This window comes from Flavobacterium sp. MMLR14_040 (assembly GCF_033657265.1).
In the GTDB taxonomy this organism is placed as follows: Bacteria; Bacteroidota; Bacteroidia; order Flavobacteriales; family Flavobacteriaceae; genus Flavobacterium.
Map to the genome: position 1 here is coordinate 1 of NZ_JAWVWO010000032.1, position 19,577 is coordinate 19,577.

16 protein-coding genes are annotated in these 19,577 nt (G+C 34.2%); 5 read left to right on the forward strand and 11 right to left on the reverse strand.

The annotated features are described in order from the left end of the window. Together SD960_RS23035 and SD960_RS23040 are read left to right on the forward strand one after the other, a co-directional pair. A partial coding sequence (locus SD960_RS23035) for an alpha/beta hydrolase (protein ID WP_318806225.1) occupies positions 1–237 on the forward strand: 237 nt, incomplete at its 5' end. Between the two features lie 69 nt (positions 238–306). Beyond that, positions 307–816 carry a RidA family protein gene (locus tag SD960_RS23040; protein ID WP_318806226.1) on the forward strand — a complete coding sequence of 170 codons (510 nt, stop codon included), beginning with the start codon at positions 307–309 and terminating at the stop codon, positions 814–816. Positions 817–867: 51 nt separating this feature from the next. On the opposite strand, the gene SD960_RS23045 is transcribed toward SD960_RS23040, so the two are convergent. The 7 genes from SD960_RS23045 to SD960_RS23075 form a co-directional block, all read right to left on the reverse strand. Beyond that, positions 868–2,376, reverse strand: a complete 1,509-nt coding sequence (locus SD960_RS23045; protein WP_318806227.1) for an ATP-binding protein — start codon at positions 2,374–2,376, stop codon at positions 868–870. Between the two features lie 256 nt (positions 2,377–2,632). After that, entirely contained in the window at positions 2,633–4,120 is a 1,488-nt protein-coding gene (locus SD960_RS23050) for a hypothetical protein (protein ID WP_318806228.1), read from the reverse strand. Between the two features lie 60 nt (positions 4,121–4,180). Then, the gene (locus tag SD960_RS23055; protein ID WP_318806229.1) at positions 4,181–6,001 is read right to left on the reverse strand and encodes a T9SS type A sorting domain-containing protein; all 1,821 of its coding nucleotides are present in this window, start codon (positions 5,999–6,001) and stop codon (positions 4,181–4,183) included. 793 nt (positions 6,002–6,794) lie between these two features. After that, positions 6,795–7,199 carry a response regulator gene (locus SD960_RS23060; protein ID WP_318806230.1) on the reverse strand — a complete coding sequence of 135 codons (405 nt, stop codon included), beginning with the start codon at positions 7,197–7,199 and terminating at the stop codon, positions 6,795–6,797. Beyond that, the gene (locus SD960_RS23065) at positions 7,196–9,475 is read right to left on the reverse strand and encodes a PAS domain S-box protein (protein ID WP_318806231.1); all 2,280 of its coding nucleotides are present in this window, start codon (positions 9,473–9,475) and stop codon (positions 7,196–7,198) included. Before SD960_RS23065 ends, SD960_RS23060 begins: the two co-directional genes overlap by 4 nt. A gap of 58 nt (positions 9,476–9,533) precedes the next feature. Next, a complete protein-coding gene (locus SD960_RS23070) occupies positions 9,534–10,295 on the reverse strand; it encodes a LytTR family DNA-binding domain-containing protein (protein ID WP_318806232.1) in 762 nt (253 codons plus the stop codon). A 385-nt stretch (positions 10,296–10,680) separates the two neighbouring features. Continuing rightward, positions 10,681–11,076 carry a helix-turn-helix domain-containing protein gene (locus SD960_RS23075; RefSeq protein ID WP_318806233.1) on the reverse strand — a complete coding sequence of 132 codons (396 nt, stop codon included), beginning with the start codon at positions 11,074–11,076 and terminating at the stop codon, positions 10,681–10,683. A gap of 92 nt (positions 11,077–11,168) precedes the next feature. Between SD960_RS23075 and SD960_RS23080 the strand changes: the two genes are divergently transcribed. From SD960_RS23080 to SD960_RS23090, 3 genes are all read left to right on the forward strand, one after another. Beyond that, entirely contained in the window at positions 11,169–11,924 is a 756-nt protein-coding gene (locus SD960_RS23080; protein ID WP_318806234.1) for an NADPH-dependent F420 reductase, read from the forward strand. 381 nt (positions 11,925–12,305) lie between these two features. Beyond that, complete coding sequence (locus SD960_RS23085) at positions 12,306–13,202, forward strand: AraC family transcriptional regulator (protein ID WP_318806235.1); 897 nt, start codon at positions 12,306–12,308, stop codon at positions 13,200–13,202. A gap of 115 nt (positions 13,203–13,317) precedes the next feature. Beyond that, positions 13,318–14,085: an SDR family NAD(P)-dependent oxidoreductase gene (locus SD960_RS23090; RefSeq protein ID WP_318806236.1), complete on the forward strand. Its 768-nt coding sequence runs from the start codon at positions 13,318–13,320 to the stop codon at positions 14,083–14,085. Between the two features lie 309 nt (positions 14,086–14,394). On the opposite strand, the gene SD960_RS23095 is transcribed toward SD960_RS23090, so the two are convergent. The 4 genes from SD960_RS23095 to SD960_RS23110 all read right to left on the reverse strand — a co-directional run bounded on the left by SD960_RS23095 (position 14,395) and on the right by SD960_RS23110 (position 19,528). Further along, complete coding sequence (locus SD960_RS23095) at positions 14,395–15,318, reverse strand: glycoside hydrolase (RefSeq protein ID WP_318806237.1); 924 nt, start codon at positions 15,316–15,318, stop codon at positions 14,395–14,397. 50 nt (positions 15,319–15,368) lie between these two features. Continuing rightward, positions 15,369–16,760 (reverse strand): endo-1,4-beta-xylanase, encoded by a 1,392-nt coding sequence (locus SD960_RS23100; protein ID WP_318806238.1) that lies wholly within the window; start codon positions 16,758–16,760, stop codon positions 15,369–15,371. 130 nt (positions 16,761–16,890) lie between these two features. Next, positions 16,891–17,994: a hypothetical protein gene (locus SD960_RS23105; RefSeq protein ID WP_318806239.1), complete on the reverse strand. Its 1,104-nt coding sequence runs from the start codon at positions 17,992–17,994 to the stop codon at positions 16,891–16,893. 10 nt (positions 17,995–18,004) lie between these two features. Beyond that, positions 18,005–19,528 (reverse strand): RagB/SusD family nutrient uptake outer membrane protein, encoded by a 1,524-nt coding sequence (locus tag SD960_RS23110; protein WP_318806240.1) that lies wholly within the window; start codon positions 19,526–19,528, stop codon positions 18,005–18,007. Between the last annotated feature and the right edge of the window lie 49 nt (positions 19,529–19,577).

The window sequence follows — 19,577 nt, forward strand, 5'->3', positions numbered from 1 at the left end:
GCAGAATCTATGAAAGCGCTTCGTGATACTGATTTAAGAGAAGATTTGAAAAAAATCAAAATACCAACTCTTATCCTTCACGGAACACAAGATAAAATCTGTTCTTATGAATTGGCCGAGCAAATGCATAAATCAATTGCCAATTCAACTTTGGTTCCCTTCGAAAAAAGTGGTCATGCTTTGTTTATTGAAGAGCTTCCAAAATTCAATGCAGAATTGATCAAATTCATAAAATAAATAAAAACAAAATCAGGAAAGCTGTCTTTTAAAGATGGCTTTCTTTTTTAAAATAAATAAAAAGAAACAATGAAAAATATAGCAGCCCTTGTATTACTACTATTGAGTTTTAATTTGTTCGCACAAACTCCGGAGCAAAAAATAAAGAAGTTGGGAATTGAGTTGCCACAAATACCAGAATCGTTAGGAAGTTATCAGGATATGGTAAGAGTTGGAAATCTTGTTTTCCTTTCGGGAAGAGGACCTCTTCAAGCAGATGGTAAATATATTATCGGCAAAGTAGGGCAGGACTTAACGACCAACGAAGGTTATCAGGCCGCCAGATTAACGGCTATAAATCAACTGGCAATACTTAAGCAGGCTTTTGGTCTGGACAAAATAAAAAAGATAATCAAAGTAAATGGTTACGTAAATACTGCCGATTCTTTTACAGAGCAATCTAAAGTGATGAATGGTTTTTCAGATTTATTAATTGAGGTTTTTGGTGAGCAGGGAAAACATGCCCGTACTTCAGTAGGCGTTTTTACACTTCCACAAAATATGGCAATAGAGGTTGAAATGATTGTTGAGGTGAAATAATAATGAAGAATATATCAATAATATCTTGCTTGATATAATTGATAACAAATACTATATAGTATCTGTTGTTTGTTTTAAAGGCAATGTTACTATAAATTCAGCCCCATTATCTTCTTCGCCTGTAGCCGCAATGGTACCTCCATGCCTTAGTACAATTTTTTTGCAAAGAGACAGCCCAAGACCGTTTCCTTCATATTCATCTTTAGAATGCAGTCTTTCAAAAGCATTAAATATTCTTTCGTAATGACTTGAATCAAGTCCAATTCCATTGTCTTTAATGTTTATCTGAACAAACTCTCTTTGATCAATGTTTATAATAAGAGATGATATAATAACTCTGGGCGGTTGGTCTGCTTTTGAAAATTTTAAAGCATTGTGTATCAGGTTATAGAACAGCTGCTGAATTAAAATTGTAGCCCCTTCTATCTCAGGAAGTTCGCTTTTGATTAGTATGGCGCCTTTTTCTTTTATGATGAGTTCGAGATCAACTTTTATGTTTTCAATCACTTCATCAAGATTAATGTTTTCTATAGGCTGCGTTTTTTTATCCAGAGTAGAATACGCGAGTATGCCTTCTATTATTGTCTGCATTCTTTGAGCAGACTGATCTACCTTAGTAAGATATTTGTTTGATACATCATTAAAATAGGCACTGGAGTTGTTCCTTAAAAGACTGATGAAGGTTTTTATTTTTCGCACAGGCTCTTTAAGATCATGACTTACAATATTAGCAAAATGCATAAGATCTTGATTTGATCTTCTAAGTTCCTGAGTGCTTTCATCCACTTGTTTTTTTAACTCGTGCTCAAATTGTCTTTGCTGGTCAATATCCTGAACAATTCCAATAATAGTAATTGGACTGCCGTTTTGATCATTAATTAATTTACCATTGACTTTTATCCATTTAATGGTCTGATCCTGATTTATAATTCGAGCTTCGTAATTTATTTTTCCGGTAATATGTGCCTCTTGGTGTGCTTTCTCTCGCAGTAGTTGATCTTCCGGATGCAGTTTTGCTATGAGCTGCTCATTCGGGGTTTCCTTGTCAACGGACCATATGGTGTTGAAATTTCCATTGGTATTGATTTTTTTTGTAGAAAGATCTATTTCGTAAGTTCCCATTCCCGAAGATTCAATAGCCATTCTCAGCCGCTCATCTGAACTTTGAATTTGTTTATGTGCTTCATAAAGATCAGATACATCTGCCCCTGTATTCATTATGCCATAGATTTTTTTCTCATTATCAAAAAGAGGAATAAAACTATAATTGAAATAAAATGTTTTTAATACGTTGTCGATTACCAACTCTACCTTTTTGTTTTTGGCATGAAACGGAATTCCGGTTTGAAACACACTTAACGCCTGATTAAAAATCTGCTGGTTTTCGATTTCGGGAACAACCTCAAGATATTTTTTACCAATTACTTCGGTTCCTTTTCCCCATGCCTTAATCATGGCAGGATTAGCCAGTTCTATTTTAAGTTCATTTCCTGTGTAAACAGCTATTGGCAAAGGGGTATTATCCACAATGTTTTTCAAAAGCATTAGGTTGTCGTACATCAGTGTTGGTGATTTAGATTTTTGACGAAACTAGATATAAGTTATCAGTATCTTGTTATGTAAATATAAAAGAATGTTTCAGAATTACAATATCACTTTTTTTGAAATTTTATTTAGTAATATAACGATAGTTGCCAAGTTGCAATGTCTTTAAATGAAAAACCCGCCAAATATTTACATATAAGGCGGGCGTTAATAATAAACGTAATTTTCTATTTTATATTAACTAAAAAAATTAATGAGTTAAATTGTATAATTATTTAACGATTACTGTCATGTTTGAAACAAGCACATCAGCCCCGTCATTTCCACTGTATCTTTGCAAATAAAAATCAATATAATCATTAGCATTTAATTCTATGGAAGCATCAAGCGGCGCTACGACAATATCATTTGCAGCAGTTCCGCGGCCATAAAATTTAAACTGAGGCACTGCCACGCCATTTTTGTACAAATGAACAATGTAAGTTCCTGCTGATGGAACCTGAAAGTTGACAGATCCTGATATTTGAAAAATTCTCTTTTTCTTACCCACATATCTTAATCTGTTGTAAGTACCATCAGCTGAAAATCGAAATAAGTTGCTTGAAACAGTTGGAACTGATGCTGAATAAATTCTTAAGATGTTGCTCGGAGTACCAGCACTTAAGTTAATTGGTATAGCTCCTCCAATTTCAGAGTCCATAGAAAAATCTCCGGTTGCATTTGTATCAGCCTCATTCGGAATTCCTGCCGCTCTCACTGTCCAGGCATTACTAAAGTTATAGCCAGTATAGGTTGATGCCGGTGCATATGGTTTTACAAAATTAGCCGGGGTCGCGCCAGTATAAACAACAGATTCTAAAGCGGCATCGCCAGTAATAGTAAGGCCAGCTGTAGAAACATCCAAACCATATGCTCCGGGGCCAACAAAAGAGAACCCACCTTGTTTTTCTATCAGGGTAAATGTTCCGGTAAATTTTTCGTACGTACCGCCATTATTAACAAACCATGCCTGATTGCTCAGTAACAACTGACCAATATTCGTGTACGTAATACCATTTAAATTTCCAGAATAATTAACGATACTCATAAAAACCAATCCATAACCCGCTATAGTACCCACACTTGCAGCATTTGCAATAATCGTATCTCTAAGTAAAAAGGAAGAGGTTGATGATGCAGCATTTAAATTAAATACAGTAGCATTTGGTGCCAGAATAGTTACATTTCTGATGCTTCCCCCTTTATTTCCGTCAAAAAGAGTTCCGGATGTTTTCGTAATAATGTCTTCATTTGCATCCAGACCCTGTATATAGGCATCATTTAAATCAATTGGGAAATTAAAAACTACCGTACCATTTATTTCATATAATGTACTGCTGTTTAATACATATTTGGCGCCACCTCCGGCGGCCAATTCAGCCGCAAGCACAGTTGCCAAATTATCGGTCGATTTTATACGTTTAAAGTTTAACCTTGACCCGCCACTGTTAATTGCAATCCAGGATGCTGCACTATAATAATAAAATGATTTCAGATCAGTGTCATAAACTAATAAGCTTTCTGCAGGACTTGCTATTGCAATTCGCTGCGCAGTGGTCATTCGGGGAGCAAGCATTCCCTGAGTTACAGAGGAAATATCTAAGACAGAACTTGCGTTTGGTGTCACTGTTCCGATACCAATTTGAGCATTTCCAATAATGGTTAGAAAGAGAAAAAATACTAATAGAATGATCTTATTATTTGATGGAGTAGATGTCATAATCATAGTTTCGTATTAATTGAATGTTTTTAAAATTGTATAAGTTTTGATGAATTATATTTAGCTGCCTGAATTAGAAATAATAATTTTTTGAGTAATTTTTGCACCGTCATCCGTTAAAAATGTTGCGATATACACTCCGGAACTCAATCCTGAAGTCGAAAAACTAAAGTGCTGTTCAGCGCCTAAATTATTATTTGAAATTACAGCTCTTCCCAAAATATCATAAAGAACAAATGATTTCATGATCTCATTATTTGAATTCGTCGCTTTTAAAACCTGGTTTTTATTGTCCTGGCTAATAAGAAATTTACTTTTGACAACATCACTTGTTCCCAGTGTTCCATTAGTAAAACTTATTTTAAATCGATCTGTAAATTTTCCGGTTGCAACTACAGCTTCGTATGGTGTATTTCTGATGTCATGATAAGACATATCAAGTGCATCGTATATATAAATAGGTTGTTCGCTATCAAAATCTACAGTTTCAGAGATATAAAATTTGAATTTTGTAGTTGTAGCTGCTTTTGCACAAAGCGGAATTTTTTTAGATACATCGAAGTTAAGCCCCTGAATTACGTAATTTCCATTTTCGATCCAGAAAGAAATATCATTAGGAAGATCTTCATCCATATTTTTGGCATCAACACCTCTGTCAACGCCATCTGTTGCTTCAGAAACAAAAACTAATGCAAGCTGTCTTGTAAACTCATTGTTTATGATAGCATTTAGTTTAAAATAAGGCGTAAGCGGAGGTGGTGGAGGAATATAAGTATTGTCTCCATTATTAGTATTTGTTTTTGCAGATAGCGTTTTTACTTGTTTTTCGAATTGAGATAAACTATTGCCTTCCACATAAAAAATACGATGCGAATTTCTAAAAGTAACAACTCCGTTGGAAGTTCCATTTATCAAAAAGCCCTGACCGATTGGAAGGTATTTTCTTGCTACAGCCGGACTGGTACCAGTTGGAGGATTATTGTTTACTGTTCCGTCGCTGTTATAGGATTTAAAGGTTGCTGCGGTATAGATTCCGTTTGAAGCCAGGCTAATAGGAGCATACGCGGCATATCCTCCTCTGTAAGCAGAGAGATTATGCGAATTTACACTTTTGTCCTGTTGCCAAAAATAAGCGATTCCCGTAGCGGCAGTATTTGTAGGGTCCAACAGAAAAGCATTTAAATGTAATGCAGAAGGATAAGGATTTCCTGTTAAGGTCGCCGCATCATTAGAACCTACTGTAACGGTAATATTTCCATCGTTTGGCTTTCCTCTAAAATCATATCTTTGGGCGCCTGTACCCGGATTGTTTACAATACCTGTTCCTTCCGGATCTGCACTGTCAGAACCGCTTGTTCCTTTCATTGTAAATCCTTCACCGGGAGCAATCGTTGTTGAGGTTCCAACTTGTACCCATTGTGAATAATTGTTGGCATTTGTTAATTTATAAATCCAATGAGATGCTATACGCAACGGATTAGCGGTGCCGTTATAAGTCCCAATAGGCAGTATAGTTGCAGCAGTAGAAGCAATTGCAGTCGTGGGCTGATGTAATAATGTAATTCCAAAGTTATTATTTCCTGTAGAGGTTGCAGTATTTCCAACAGGAGAACACCAGTAATTATAATCAAAGTTATCTGAAGTTCCTTCCTGATAAAGCGATATAATTCCTGTTCCTGTATTCTGAGAAGTACTGGTTGTTCCCTGAATCAACTGAGAATTGTTTCTCAGATAAAGATTAGAATTAGCAGCCAGATTTATATTCTGACCTACATAGAGTACCTGACTCTTAACATAGAGAGGTGTATTGGCACCAACATGTATTTGAGAAAAACCTTTAAAAGAAAATAAAATAGATAGTAATAGTAAAGTTTTTTTCATACTTCTTTCGGGTTAATTAGTAAAGTTTAGATTGTTTTAAGTTTTAACTGTCTATCTTATTTCTTTTTAAAAATAGTGTAGCCCCCAAATGCAATACCAGCTGTAAATAGTAAAAAAATCATTGAGTTTATTGGTGCTGTGGGTGGCTCATCGGGTAAACCGGGTGGAGGAGGATTGGCTGATAGTGCTATTATTGGTATAAAAAAAAATAAATAGAAAAGGGGTTTTTTCATTATAGTAAAGTAATGGGTTAAGTAAAGTATTTGTGAATTTGAAAATTCTTTATTTCAAGATCTTATTATCCAGTATATTGGGCACAAATAAAAAAAAATGAATGTTGAATTAAAACCGAGAAGTAATAAGTGGCACCTATAGAGAATAACCGTTTATAATTATGAGATGATTATTACAAAAGAACATACCAAACACCAAGCTATAACAGACTTTATATGAAAAAAGCTTCCAATTTTAAAAAGAAGTGGTTAATAAACTTATAATAACTACGATTTATGTAAAAAAGAGTAAAGTAAATAGTGTCAAAATCCTGCCGGATTATTAATGAATTCCAGAATGGAATTTTTGAGAATAAAAAATGTAGTTGGAAGAAGTGCTAGTTTGTTACCATCGTGCAATAGAATGCATTTGAAGAATGGACTTTAGTACTTCTAAAAAAAGTTTAAAAAGTCAAATTAAATAATTACAAAGTATTTACCAAATTACTTGGTAATGTTGATGTAAACCCTAATATTTAGTTTAACCTGAAATTGTTAGAATTTATTTTTAATAATTGTTCTTAAACAATCCGGTCAAGAAATTCTTTAGTAATCGGTTTAACATGAAAACAAACTACATTTTTATTTCTGCTGGATCGGGCTATATCCTCGTTATCGATTGTTGATGATATGACATAAGTTTTACAATAATTTTTTAATGTGGCCGATAACGTATCATACACTTCCAAAAATTCAAATCCCGACATCAGAGGCATATAGATATCTACAAAAATTATTTGTGGTAACTTAGAAATATTGTCCTGATTCTCTTGTAGATATTTCATGGCTTCTTCTGCCTCAGTGTAATGCAACACATTTTTGCTAAAATTATTTTTAATGATTATACGTGATATGATATATAAATCTACCAGGTTATCATCGATAATCATAACCGTTTCAAATTTTGCATCTGGTTCTTTTATCATGGTTTTAAATTTTTTAGTGTGATATTAAATGTAGTTCCAGCCCCTTTTTCTGACTGAACTTCTATGGTTCCCTGCAACATTTCTATGGCATCTTTTACAATATATAACCCAATACCGGAGCCATCTTTGCCTGAGAGTCGAAAAAACATTTCAAATATTTTTTGATGATAGGCAGGATCAATTCCGATTCCGTTATCCATTATGGATAAATGCAGATTTTCCTGATCTGAATATCCAACTATTTTCACAAATCTTTCAGCCTCCTCTTTTTTATGGTATTTTATTGCATTGGAAATAAGATTTTTAAGAATCGTACTCAGGCGCAGCCTGTCTGTGTAAAAAGTCTGCTGTTCATTGATCTGAACTTCATAACGAATTCCTTCTGCATTTTTCATACATTGAAGCGATTCTAGGACGTCCAGCACCATCTCGTTTAGCGGAATCTGTTGTACTTCAAGCCCTGTACGGTTGTTTCGTGAATAATTTAAAATGTTTTTAATAAATTCATCCAGACGATTAATACTGCTTCGAATCAATTGGGCATGATTAAGTGTATCGGTTTCCTGGCTTTCTGTTTCAATAAAATTAACAAGACCAAGAATCGAAGTTAGAGGCGAACGTAAATCGTGGGATACACTGTACACAAAGCGATCCAGCTCTGAATTGGTTTTGATGAGTTCCCTGTTTCTTTTTTCCAGGTTTATTTCTGCTTTTGTACGATCTGTAATATCATTAGAAAGAATTAATCTTGCCGGCGTTCCCTCATACGTAATATCATGTGCTATGATTTCAACTGTAAAAAGAGTTCCATCTTTCTTTAAATGATTCCATTTTCCCCTGTTGTAATTTGATTCGTTAATTTCCGAAATATCGTTAGATTTTATAAAACTAATTTTCTCATCGTTTGGTCTTATGTCCAGAGCAGTCATGGCAAGAAACTCTTCACGGCTGTATCCGTATTTCATAATGGCCATTTTATTTACATCGAGAAATTTAAAAGTTACCAAATCGATAACCCACATCGGCATTGGATTATTATCGAATAGGTACCTGTATTTTTTTTCGCTTTTTTTCAGTTTTTTTTCTGCCTGTTTCATTTCCGTAATATCAGCCAATACAATAACAGCTCCGGTTATCTGACCTTCAGAATCGCGAAAAGGAACAGGGTAAGGCAAGACCCAACGCTTGTCTCCATCAGGGCGCATGATGATTATTTCCTCTCTAAAGATAGGGTCACCTTCTTTTAGCGCTTTAGCCATCGAACATAAATTGAGCGTCGCTGAACTTTTATTATTGCTAATATTCCATGAATGATGCCATAAATCTTTTCCTAGTTCTGGCTCTCTTCCCCATAAGGCAACTGCTGCCTTATTATAGAGCACTATTTGTCCTTCAACATCACAGGAGTACGTTGCAACAGGTAATTTATGGATTAGATCCCGATATATTTTCTCACTATCTTCAATTTTTTTCCGTGATAAAACCTGCTCTGTTACATCATTTCCAAAGAAAAAAATACCGTCAATATTATTGTTTGCATCTTTATGTGCCTGATAAATAAAATTTAAATAGGTGTCTTTTAGTTTTCCATTACCATCACGATCAAGTTTTACCAGCATTTCATTGGCAGTAAAGGTTTCACCTGTTTGATATACATTATCTAATATTTCAAAAAATCCTTGTGTTTCAAGCTCGGGTAAAACTTCTTTTACCGTCTTGCCAATAATATCCCTTTTATCAATTAATTGCAAATAAAGCTCATTTGCCAATTCATAGACATGGTTTGGTCCTTTTAAAATTCCTATACAGGAAGGTGCCTGCGAGTATAAATTATAGAATCGTAATCGCTCAATTTCAAAAGCTTTTTCTATATTTTTTCTCTCCGTAATATCCCTGCCTATGCAGTAGCATAAATTTTTTGCATCATCCCATGCAGCTGACCATTGCAAATAAACAATATTTCCGTTTTTGTCTATAAATTTTTTTTCAAATATAGGTACCTGCGACCCGCCGCTTCTAAAATCAAAATCTTTATTTATCCCATTATCAACATCTTCATGAGATACGAAGTCAGTGTATTTTTTGCCAATTAATTCTTCAGATGTGTAGCATAAAATACGCTCTGAGGCTTTATTTACCCAGACAAACTTTCCTTCTTTATCACAAGAACAAATCAGATCCATTGAAAAGTCTAAAATTTTACCAAGTTCATGTAGTGGTTCCTTAAAATCACCAGTATTATTATCATTTTTTTCTTTTGGCGGATTGCTTTTCATTATATTCTTTGTTATAGTGGTCTTTATTGGAATTAATTTAAAAGTAATGGGCTATTTGTTATTCCTTAAGTTTTATAAATTTGTTAAAGTCATCTTGTCTTCTTTTGGCAACCGGCAAAATTGCTCCATTGGAAAGTTCACAGAAGTACCCGTCTTTTTTTAAAATTTTGGCGATATGCCTCAAATTAATAATATAGGAATTATGTATTCTAAAAAAGTAACTGTTGTCGAGAATTGCACCGTATTCACCAAGGTTTCTGCTTGACATTATCTTATTTCCATTAGAAAGTACAAAAACGGTATATTTTCCGTCAGCTTTACAAAAAATAATATCGGTCATAGGTATAAGCTCTATTTTTTCTAAAGATGCGACTGCTACATAGTCATTTGTTTGATTTATAGGGTTTAAAGTATTGATGTTGTTGATTTTTTGATTTTGAAAAGCACGTTCCATTTCTATTCTTTTAATAACTTTATATATCGCTATTATGATGGAATTAAAGTCAATTGGTTTTAATAAAAAATCAACTGCATTATGTTTAAAAGCTTTGATAGCATACTCTTTGTGTGCGGAGATAAATACGAGTTTTGGAATGCTAAATTCTAATTGTTCAAGCATTTCAAAAAAAGAATCATCTTCAAGTGCAATATTCAGAAAGATAACATCCGGTTTCTTTGATTTAATCAATGCAATGCCATCACTTATGCATTGTGCAACCCCGATTATTTGCACAATCATATAATTCTCTTCTGCAAATTTCTTTAAAATCATCAGAGTTTCTTTTTCATGTGATAGGATTACAGCATTAATAGGGGTCATGTTTTTTTTATTTTTTTTTAATTCAAATGGGAATAATTGAAAAGGAATTGAACTTAACGTAATGATTTATAACGTTTTAGTTGAGTGTTTTATTACTGCAAAAAAAAATAATTTACAAAAAATAGTATCCGCAATTCTGATTGTGCAGCCTGATTTTAATATAAAGTAATAAGTGTATTAGAAAAAAGGATAAGCGGGGAGAAATGAAGTATTCTCGTAAAATGTAAAGAATGCTTAAAATATAAAAAGGTTAATCAGTACCAATGGGGAGCTTTCAGGAAGAAAATTAGCCCAAAGTTGCTCTCTGGAATAATTCAGCTTATTAGAGTAGTGATCTAAAACGCTAACATAAATGATAGTATCGGCATATTTAAACTACACAGGATTAAACTTCCTGAAAAATTTTCTTTTTGTGGTTTAATCCCCAATCTTTCATAGCATAGATAATTGGTGTTAAGGTATATGCATAGGGTTCCAGACAATAGGATATTTTGACAGGATAATCGTTTGTTATAACTCTTTTAATCAGTTGGTGTTGCTCAAGTTCTTTAAGTTCTTTAGAAAGGACTTTTGGCGTTAAACCAGGAATGCTCTCTTGAATTTCTGTAAATCGGCTGTTGCCTACACCAACAGAAATAATGATGGATAATTTCCACTTTCCATTTATTACTTCCAATGTGTCGCGCACTGGCTTGACCGTGTTAAGGCATTCACAGTAAGGTTTCTTTTTTGGCATAATATAATTACTTATTTTGCTTTCCTTTGGGAAAGGACTATACAAAGGAAAGTAATTTTAATTTAATTTTGCCACATAATCTCTTCAAAATTTGCAAATTATGAATTGCAAGTTATAACAACTAAAATTTACATAAAATGAAAATAGGAATAATAGGTAGCGGCGCAATTGGCGGTACAATCGCAAAAAAAATGGCAGCAGCGGGACACAACGTAAAAATCACTAATTCAGGTGATACTGATAAATTAAATGCTCTTGCCGGAGAATTAGGTGTCGTGGCAGCTACGATTGAAGATGTTGTAAAAGATGTAGATGTCATTATTTTATCAGTGCCAACAGTAGCAATTCCAACTTTACCCAAAGATTTATTTTCAAACGTTCCCGAAAATGTAATTTTGGTTGATACATCCAATTATTATCCTTTTCGTGATGCCGATATCGAAGAGATCAAAAACGGAAAAGTCGAAAGTGTTTGGGTGTCTGAACAACTAGGAAGACCAGTAATCAAAGCTTTCAACAATTTATTGGCAGAAACATTAGCAAACGGAGGAAAAGAACCTGATGCTCAAGGCAGAATAGCGATGGCTGTTGCAGGTGATGATACAGAGGCAAAAAAAATAATTATAAGATTAATTAATGATGCCGGTTTTGATGCCGTTGACTCCGGTAATCTTTCTGAATCCTGGAAACATCAGCCAGGGACACCTGCTTACTGCACAGAACTTACTGCACAAGAATTAAAACAAGCACTTTCTAATGCCATAAAAGAAGAAGCACCTTCGTTAAGAGATAAAGCTATTGCTGATCTTTCTTCGCTGCCATCTTATCCATCTCATTCCTATATAGTAGAATACAATAGAGGATTGTTTCAAAAAAATCCTAAGTCTGTTTAAGAAATCAATATAAATAGATCTTTCCTTTTTGCTCAGGAAAGATCTATTTTGTTAAACTGAATTATAAAAACAATCCATAATGAAATAGCAAGAAGATAGTTTAACATCTGTTACAATGCTATCAAAATGTAAAAACGTTTCATTATTGCCTACTTTTGTATCACAATAGCTATTACTGATTAGCAGAACTTTGTCATTATAATATTAAAGATAAAATAATGGCAAAAATAATTTTTATAAGAGGTGTGCCCTGGTTTGGGAGAATTTGGAAAGTAGATAAAAATCTGCGAATGTTACTATTGGGAAAAACGGCTTATTATTGGTAAAACAGCCTTAAACAGAATCTGAATTTACCGCGATTCTTTTTTTTAATTGCAAACAATGAAACATTTCAAAAAAATCAGCGATCTGCATGAAGCTCTTGGTGTAAAACCTCCGGAAAATCCGCTTTTAAGTGTGGCATATGGTGAAAGGGATTCCTGTGATGGAAATAGTATTCTCGAATTTTCATCCGATTTTTATATCATAGGATTTAAAAAATTGAAATCCGGCAGTATGTTGTATGGAAAAACAAAATACGACCATGACCTTGGTTCAATGTCGTTTGTAAAGCCTCAGCAGAAAGTAGTTTTTAAAAATGTAGAACTAGAGGAAAAGGGATTCCTGATTATTATTCATGAAGACTTTTTACCAGGAACAATGCTTTACAACGGAATCAGGAAATATGGTTATTTTGATTATGAGGTTAATGAAGCATTACATCTTTCGCCTGCAGAAGAAGATATTATCTGGAATTTGTATTTCAGCATTGAAAAAGAATACCATAATAATACTGACGAACTGAGCAAAGCTATTATTGTAAGTCATCTGGATGCTATGCTTAAATATGCACAGCGTTTTTATAAAAGACAGTTTATTAATCGTAAACAACTAACTGGTTCTACAGTCACAAAGTTTAATGCACTACTGGCCGCTAATTTTGAAGAAAGAAAAACAAAAAACATTGGATTGCCAACGGTAGCCTTTATGGCAGAGAAGCTCAATATATCTTCGCGCTATTTAACCGATTTGCTCAAACAAGAAACAGGAAAAACGGCGTTAGAATTGATTCATCTTTTTTTAATTGATGAGGCAAAAAACTTATTGACCGAAGGGGAACTGAATATTTCTGAAATTTCGCACTTACTTGGTTTTGAAAATACAACTTACTTTTCACGTCTCTTTAAAAAAGAAGTAGGCAGCACCCCAAATGAATTTAGGGGAAGCAGGCTAAATTAACAACATATCTCATAAGTTATAAAGAAATAGTTTTTGGCTGGTATAAGTAAATTATACGGGCTGGACTCTGTAATGATTAATTTTTAAAATAATAACAAATATAAAAACAATAAGAATGTCAAATAATCAAAATAAAATAGCATTAGTTACAGGAGCAAGTCGCGGACTTGGAAAAGATTCGGCTTTAAAATTGGCCAGAAAAGGATTTGATATCATCCTTACTTATCAAACCAAAAAAGAATTTGCGGACCAAGTGGTAAAAGAAATTGAAACTCTTGGAAAAAAAGCGTTTGCATTGTCTTTGGATATTTCAATAACGGCAGGTTTTGACCAATTTATAACCGAAGTAAAAGATGTTTTAGAAACTCAATTTTCTTCTGCAAAATTGGATGCATTGGTCAACAACGCAGGTATCGGAATCAATGAAAGTTTTGAAACCACAACAGAAGAAACTTTGGATGCAATGACAAATATCCATTTTAAAGGGCCTTTTTTCTTAACACAAAAATTGCTGCCATTATTAAATGATGGAAGCAGTATTGTGAACACGTCTTCTGGTTTGGCAAGATTTTCTTTTGCCGGATATTCCGCTTATGGTGCAATGAAAGCTGCAGTGGATTCATTATCAAGATATCAGGCTTTAGAATTGGGAAGCAGGAAAATAAGAGTCAATTCCGTTGCTCCGGGCGCCATTGAAACCGATTTTGGAGGTGGTGCTGTTCGTGATGTTTCGGATTTGAATGCATACATAGCTTCAGAAACAGCTTTGGGAAGAGTTGGTTTACCGGATGATATTGGAAGTGTGGTAGCATTCCTTTGTTCTGATGATTCTAAATGGATTAACGCACAACGAATAGAAGTTTCCGGAGGATTTAAAATATAATCGAGCTTTAAATTTTAAAAAGCCTTTAAATAGTTTTGTATTTAAAGGCTTTTTCTTTTTTAACTTCTACAGAAAATTATCTTCATTATTAAACAATTAATAAAGTCTAAAGTTGAAACTCCTGTGATTTTTTAAAGGTTATTGTAAATTGGCTATGTGATGAAAATCCTGACATACTATTTTCTTAAAATAGAATAGCTTTGGTCAAGATAACATTACATCAATATCTCCTTTAAAAACAGCAAAGTCATACACATAAAAAAGCTCCAGATCTCTCTGAAGCTTTCTGTTATTGATTGCGATATATTTTTAGATTGGTCTTTTGTAAACCGTAACATCATCTACCCACATCATTACAGATGAAAATAAGTTAATTTTATTAGGGTCTATAAAATTAGAATCTTTAGACCCCACATTCATGTTGAAAATAATCGAATGTGTCCCAAAATTATTAAAATTTAGATTGACCACACTACTGTTCGTGTATGTTGCAACAGTTACATTGTCAACCTTTATAGTTACCGTTACAACATTGTTTTGCATTTTCCAGAAAGATTCATATAAGTGCCAACCGTTATTTCCGTTTAGATTAAAACTACCGGGATAGTTTCTTTCGGCAGCGTTTCCTAATAAGTTGTTTCCTGAAGAAGTTCCGTAAAAAATATTTGAAGTATAACGGCTCGCATTGGGTGCAAAAGAATACCCTTCCAGAATATCGATTTCTCCTTTGGTTGGCCATGCATTTTGCTGTACAGACCAAAAGGCCGGCCACGCACCGTAAGTATCTGAGAAAGATTTGTAGGTTCCGCCATCCATCGCTATTAATTTAATATTGGCAGAAAGCATATACTCTGTATTGTTTTCCGGTTTGTATTGGTAATGAGAAGAAATGAAACCAGATTGATATTTGTAAGCACTTAATTTGGTTGTTTTGATTTCTAAACATTGTTTTCCATCTCTCCATTGTGTGGTAGGTACCGAACTATTATAGTCACAATACCAGGAATTATAATCCGCTCGTTGTTCTTTAGTCCATTGCGACAAATTAGAGCCTACATTGAATGTGTCTTCAAATTGTTTCACCCAGGGTGCAGCGGCTATTTTAGCTGTACTTGCAGTGGTATTTACAGTTGACAATTGCTCTTCTGCCAATACAGGATTTGTACTGTCTGAGCACGATGCAAATCCTAAAGCGCAGGATAATGCTAATGATAACAAATTTAATTTTTTCATAATTTTTTGTGGTTATATTAATAGTATAGTAAAGTATTATGCTTTAAAATTTAATCTAAACCTTCCAGAAATCCGGTATGCGAACTTTTGATCGCAAAATTGGCGTCATACAATAAAGGCCAGTCATTTCCAACATGATTTAGATCTGTGTTATACGGAATCCAGGATTCATTATCCTTCATTCCCCAAATCGTTAAAGCGTATTTATTTGCTGCCGGAAGTGCATTATAGATTTTTACCATTTCCTTGTATTTTGCTTTTTGGGCCAACCTTCTTTCATTTGTAAAAGTAGAAATGTCATTAAATGGATTGACCTGAATGTCTAATTCTGAAACATGAATTTTCAGACCTTTTGAGACAGCTCTGTTAATATCGGTTTCAATTTGAGTTTTTGTTGGGCTTAAATAAGTATTATGCATTTGAAAACCAACACCATCAATAAGGTTACTTGTTTTTAAATCATCTATAATACTAAAAACTTTATCTTGTTTTGGGATATTTGTAGAGGTTGCATAATCATTATAAAACAATAATAAATTGGTGTCACCTGCTGCAGTTGCTGCATTTCTTGCCCATTGAAAACAATCTTTTACATAATTAGGCCCCATTCGTTTAAGAAAAATAGTATTTCTCATATTACCGCCATTGTCATCTACAGATTCATTTACCACATCCCAGGACTTTACTTTTCCGGCATAATGCGTAACAACATCCGTAATGTATTTTTTTACTTCTGCAGCAAATTCAGCATCAGTACCTGAAAAATCGGTTAACCATTTTGGTACTGAATTATGCCATACTAAAGCATGACCGTGAACATTGATGCCATTTGAATTTCCGTAAGCAACAATTTGATCAGCCACTGCCCAGTTATAAACACCGCTTGCCGTAGAAATTTGATCCATTTTCATTTCATATTCCGCAGAAATACTGCTAAATTCATTTTTCAAAATAATGTCATAAGGGCTTCCGCTGGTTAATTGTGAAGCCTTTATCGCCATACCAACAAAAAATGGATTAGCCACCTTATTGACTTTTACTTTTAAAAAAGTAGGATCTTCAGGAATACCGTTAGAGCCGGTAGTTACAACGCTAATAACATTTGAATAATCTGAAATCTCTGTTTCTGATTTGGCTCTTACTCTGTAATAATATTGTGTGCCTCCTGTTAAACCAACTACGACTTCATTTAAATCCGTCACTTCTTTTGCATTGTAATTGAGTACAAATGCTGTAAAATTTTCGGTTGTCGAAACATCCAAAAGGTAGCTTTTAGAATTCGAAACATAATTCCATTTAGCTTTAAAACCATTGTCATTCACATCTTTTGGTGCGTTTGCAACTGGATTTTCTAAAGTTTCAACAGTTTCATTGTCATCTTTAGAACAGGCAGTTAAAAAAAAGAAGATACTGCTGAGCACTAGTAAAAATTTAATTTTCATACTGTTTTTTTATTATAGAATATCCTGAAATACTCTTATTATATTTTCTTTATTATTTATGTATAATTTACTTTTATAAAAGAGGCTGCTTTGATGGACAGCCTCTTTTTGTTAAAGCAACAATTCTCAATTATTGGTAGCGAATTTTAATATTGTCAAATTTTATCACACTAGGATTTGGCGTATCACTCTGTACAATTCCTACTTTGATTTCATTAACTTTAGAAGCGTCCAGCGTAGTAGCAGGCATTCCAAACCCATAATTATCTTTAAAATCAGCTAAGGTTATGGTTTTGGTTGTCCAATTCACATCCGTTACTTTAAAATTATAACCATAGTCTTTACCATCAATAGTGTTTAATTGTATGGCGAATTGAGCGCCTATGACATTAGAACTTACGTCAATATCTATAAAAGTTTTTGCAGCATCAGTGTTTGATGCACTTAAAAAACTAGTTCCTCCTCCGGCGCTGCTTCCGTTGTAACCGTTGGCAGTAGAACCAGTCCATGCAAGTGTTGCATAACTTCCTGTTGGGCCGCCTGTAGTATTTGCGTTAAAAGTATCGATATCGCCATAAGCATTCCAACTCGTTCTGACACCGTTTCCGTCAAAATCAGATACAAGAACCATTGTAGCAAAATTTATTATTGTTTTTGCTGTGCCTCCCGGTGTAGTGACTATTAATTCTGATCCTGAAACTGCATCTGAAGGTAAACCGATAATAATAGAAGAAGATGATTTTAGAGTATAACTTAGTGCTTTTCCTCCTAAAGTTACCGAAGAAATATTATAAAACCAGGTGCCTTCAATTTCCAGTGGAAATCCCGGAGTTGCTACAGCCGGAATTGTTTTTACAATGGTAGGAGTGGGCTGTAAAATCTCAATATCTTTTGTGAATGAACCAGCAGCAGTTTCAAATGTAATGGGTTGTACGCCAAATCTGCTTCCTAATTTTTCATCAAAAGGAACAGTGAAAATAAACGCTTTATCAGAATTATGATTAGGATTAAAACTGATGTTAATTTTATTATCCAGCGTAATCTTTTTTAATCCCGCCAAACCTTCACCTTCGACTCTAACTTTATTTAACGGAAAAGCCTGATTAAGTAAATCTCCCGGTTCAGCAACCATTGCATCAATAGTTGCAGCAGTACTATTATCATCATTTTGGCAAGCTGTAAAAGAAACCAGAGCCAAAAGAATTATAATTCTATATTTTATTTTATTGATCATAGTATAAAAATTAATTGAAGTTAAAAGGAACCGGCGGTTCTAATAATGATGGATTAGTATCAATAGCAGATTGAGGTAATGGCAATTCAAAATAATTGTTTGCCGGAGTTATCTTTCTGGAAACCAATTCTGTTCTGGCATCATCAGAATAAAAACCAACTTCCTGCTGTGAAATAATAGCTGTAGCTTCGGCAAGACCACGTCGTTTTAAATCGAAGAAATACTGTCCTTCAAGTGCAAATTCAACTCTTCTTTCATTAAACAGATCATCTCTGGTAAGTATTGTTTTAGCTGGTAATCCGGCTCTTAATCTTACTTCATTAAAAGCACTTAAAGCAGCTTCGGAAGTAGTTGAACCTGCTCCGGCCAAAATCGCTTCGGCATGCATTAATAAAACATCAGAATATCTGAGTATAATCGTGTTTTGTGATGTTCTCATAAAAAACACATCGTTTCTTTCGGCGGCAGAACCTACAATGTATTTTCTGAAATTAGCTCCTGTCGAAGAAAGGATTTTTTTGTATGTGAAACCACCTTGATTTTTTAATAATTCAGGATAAAAGTCACCATCTGTCATAATCGTGTTCTTTTTTCTGGTATCCTTTGGCTCAAATCCGGCTTGTAGTGAGATTGAAGGCAGGTAAACTCCCCAGCCATCACCGCCACCTGTTATTCCTGTACCTCCCGGAACTATATAGGCCTGATTCGTGTTTTGTGTTCCCCATTCTGTAGCAATCGCTTTCCATTGCAGGGCAAACATACTCTCTGCGCTGTTATTATTTTCAGGGCTGCTAAATAAGTTTCCGTATTCCTGGATTAACTTATATTGGTTTCCAATAATTTGCTGGGTTAAGGCTGAACTTTCTGCATATTCATTTAAGGTTAAATGCACTTTTGCAAGAATACCCATAGCGACATATTTCGTAACATACCCCTTTTTTAATGGTTTTTCAGGTAAATTTTCAACAGCATATTCCAAATCCTGTTTTATAAATTTATACACATCAGCAACGAGATTTCTTTTTGGCTGTGCAGCAGAACCTGCTTTGCTAATAATAGGCACAGCGCCAAAAGTTCGTACGAGATAGAAATAAGCATTGGCTCTCATAAATTTGGATATTGCAATCGCTTTTTTATAAGATTCTTCAGGTAATTCGCTTTTTCTTTCTTCAACCAGACTCATTAAATTATTAGATTGATCGACAACCGAAAATAACGAAACGTATCCTTCAGTCAGGATTGGGTTTTGCGAAGTTACCTGGCCATCTTTAAATTGCGCATACGCACCATCAAACGAAAAAGCATTTCCCGCATACATATCTCCTACAGCAATCAGGAATTTATCGTTAAAAGTAAACCACGGCTTAAAGTACAAACTCTCAGCAATTCCGTCAAAAGCGGTAACTCCTTCGGGTAAATCAGCCGGGGTTAATTGATTTTCAGATGGTGCATCCAAAAAATCATCTGAACAGGAAAATAAAGACAGCAATGGTATTAGCATTCCCATCATAAAAAGTTTAAAAAGTTTTTTCATAACTACTTTTTTTATGTTAACGATTACGAATCATTAAGTTAAATGTGTT

Excerpts from the sequence above, each read along its gene's own strand:
- SD960_RS23040 (WP_318806226.1), top strand. The coding sequence starts at position 307 with ATGAAAAATATAGCAGCCCTTGTATTACTACTATTGAGTTTTAATTTG.
- SD960_RS23045 (WP_318806227.1), bottom strand. The coding sequence starts at position 2,376 with ATGTACGACAACCTAATGCTTTTGAAAAACATTGTGGATAATACCCCT.
- SD960_RS23050 (WP_318806228.1), bottom strand. The coding sequence starts at position 4,120 with ATGACATCTACTCCATCAAATAATAAGATCATTCTATTAGTATTTTTT.
- SD960_RS23055 (WP_318806229.1), bottom strand. The coding sequence starts at position 6,001 with ATGAAAAAAACTTTACTATTACTATCTATTTTATTTTCTTTTAAAGGT.
- SD960_RS23060 (WP_318806230.1), bottom strand. The coding sequence starts at position 7,199 with ATGATAAAAGAACCAGATGCAAAATTTGAAACGGTTATGATTATCGAT.
- SD960_RS23065 (WP_318806231.1), bottom strand. The coding sequence starts at position 9,475 with ATGAAAAGCAATCCGCCAAAAGAAAAAAATGATAATAATACTGGTGAT.
- SD960_RS23070 (WP_318806232.1), bottom strand. The coding sequence starts at position 10,295 with ATGACCCCTATTAATGCTGTAATCCTATCACATGAAAAAGAAACTCTG.
- SD960_RS23080 (WP_318806234.1), top strand. The coding sequence starts at position 11,169 with ATGAAAATAGGAATAATAGGTAGCGGCGCAATTGGCGGTACAATCGCA.
- SD960_RS23085 (WP_318806235.1), top strand. The coding sequence starts at position 12,306 with ATGAAACATTTCAAAAAAATCAGCGATCTGCATGAAGCTCTTGGTGTA.
- SD960_RS23090 (WP_318806236.1), top strand. The coding sequence starts at position 13,318 with ATGTCAAATAATCAAAATAAAATAGCATTAGTTACAGGAGCAAGTCGC.
- SD960_RS23095 (WP_318806237.1), bottom strand. The coding sequence starts at position 15,318 with ATGAAAAAATTAAATTTGTTATCATTAGCATTATCCTGCGCTTTAGGA.
- SD960_RS23100 (WP_318806238.1), bottom strand. The coding sequence starts at position 16,760 with ATGAAAATTAAATTTTTACTAGTGCTCAGCAGTATCTTCTTTTTTTTA.
- SD960_RS23105 (WP_318806239.1), bottom strand. The coding sequence starts at position 17,994 with ATGATCAATAAAATAAAATATAGAATTATAATTCTTTTGGCTCTGGTT.
- SD960_RS23110 (WP_318806240.1), bottom strand. The coding sequence starts at position 19,528 with ATGAAAAAACTTTTTAAACTTTTTATGATGGGAATGCTAATACCATTG.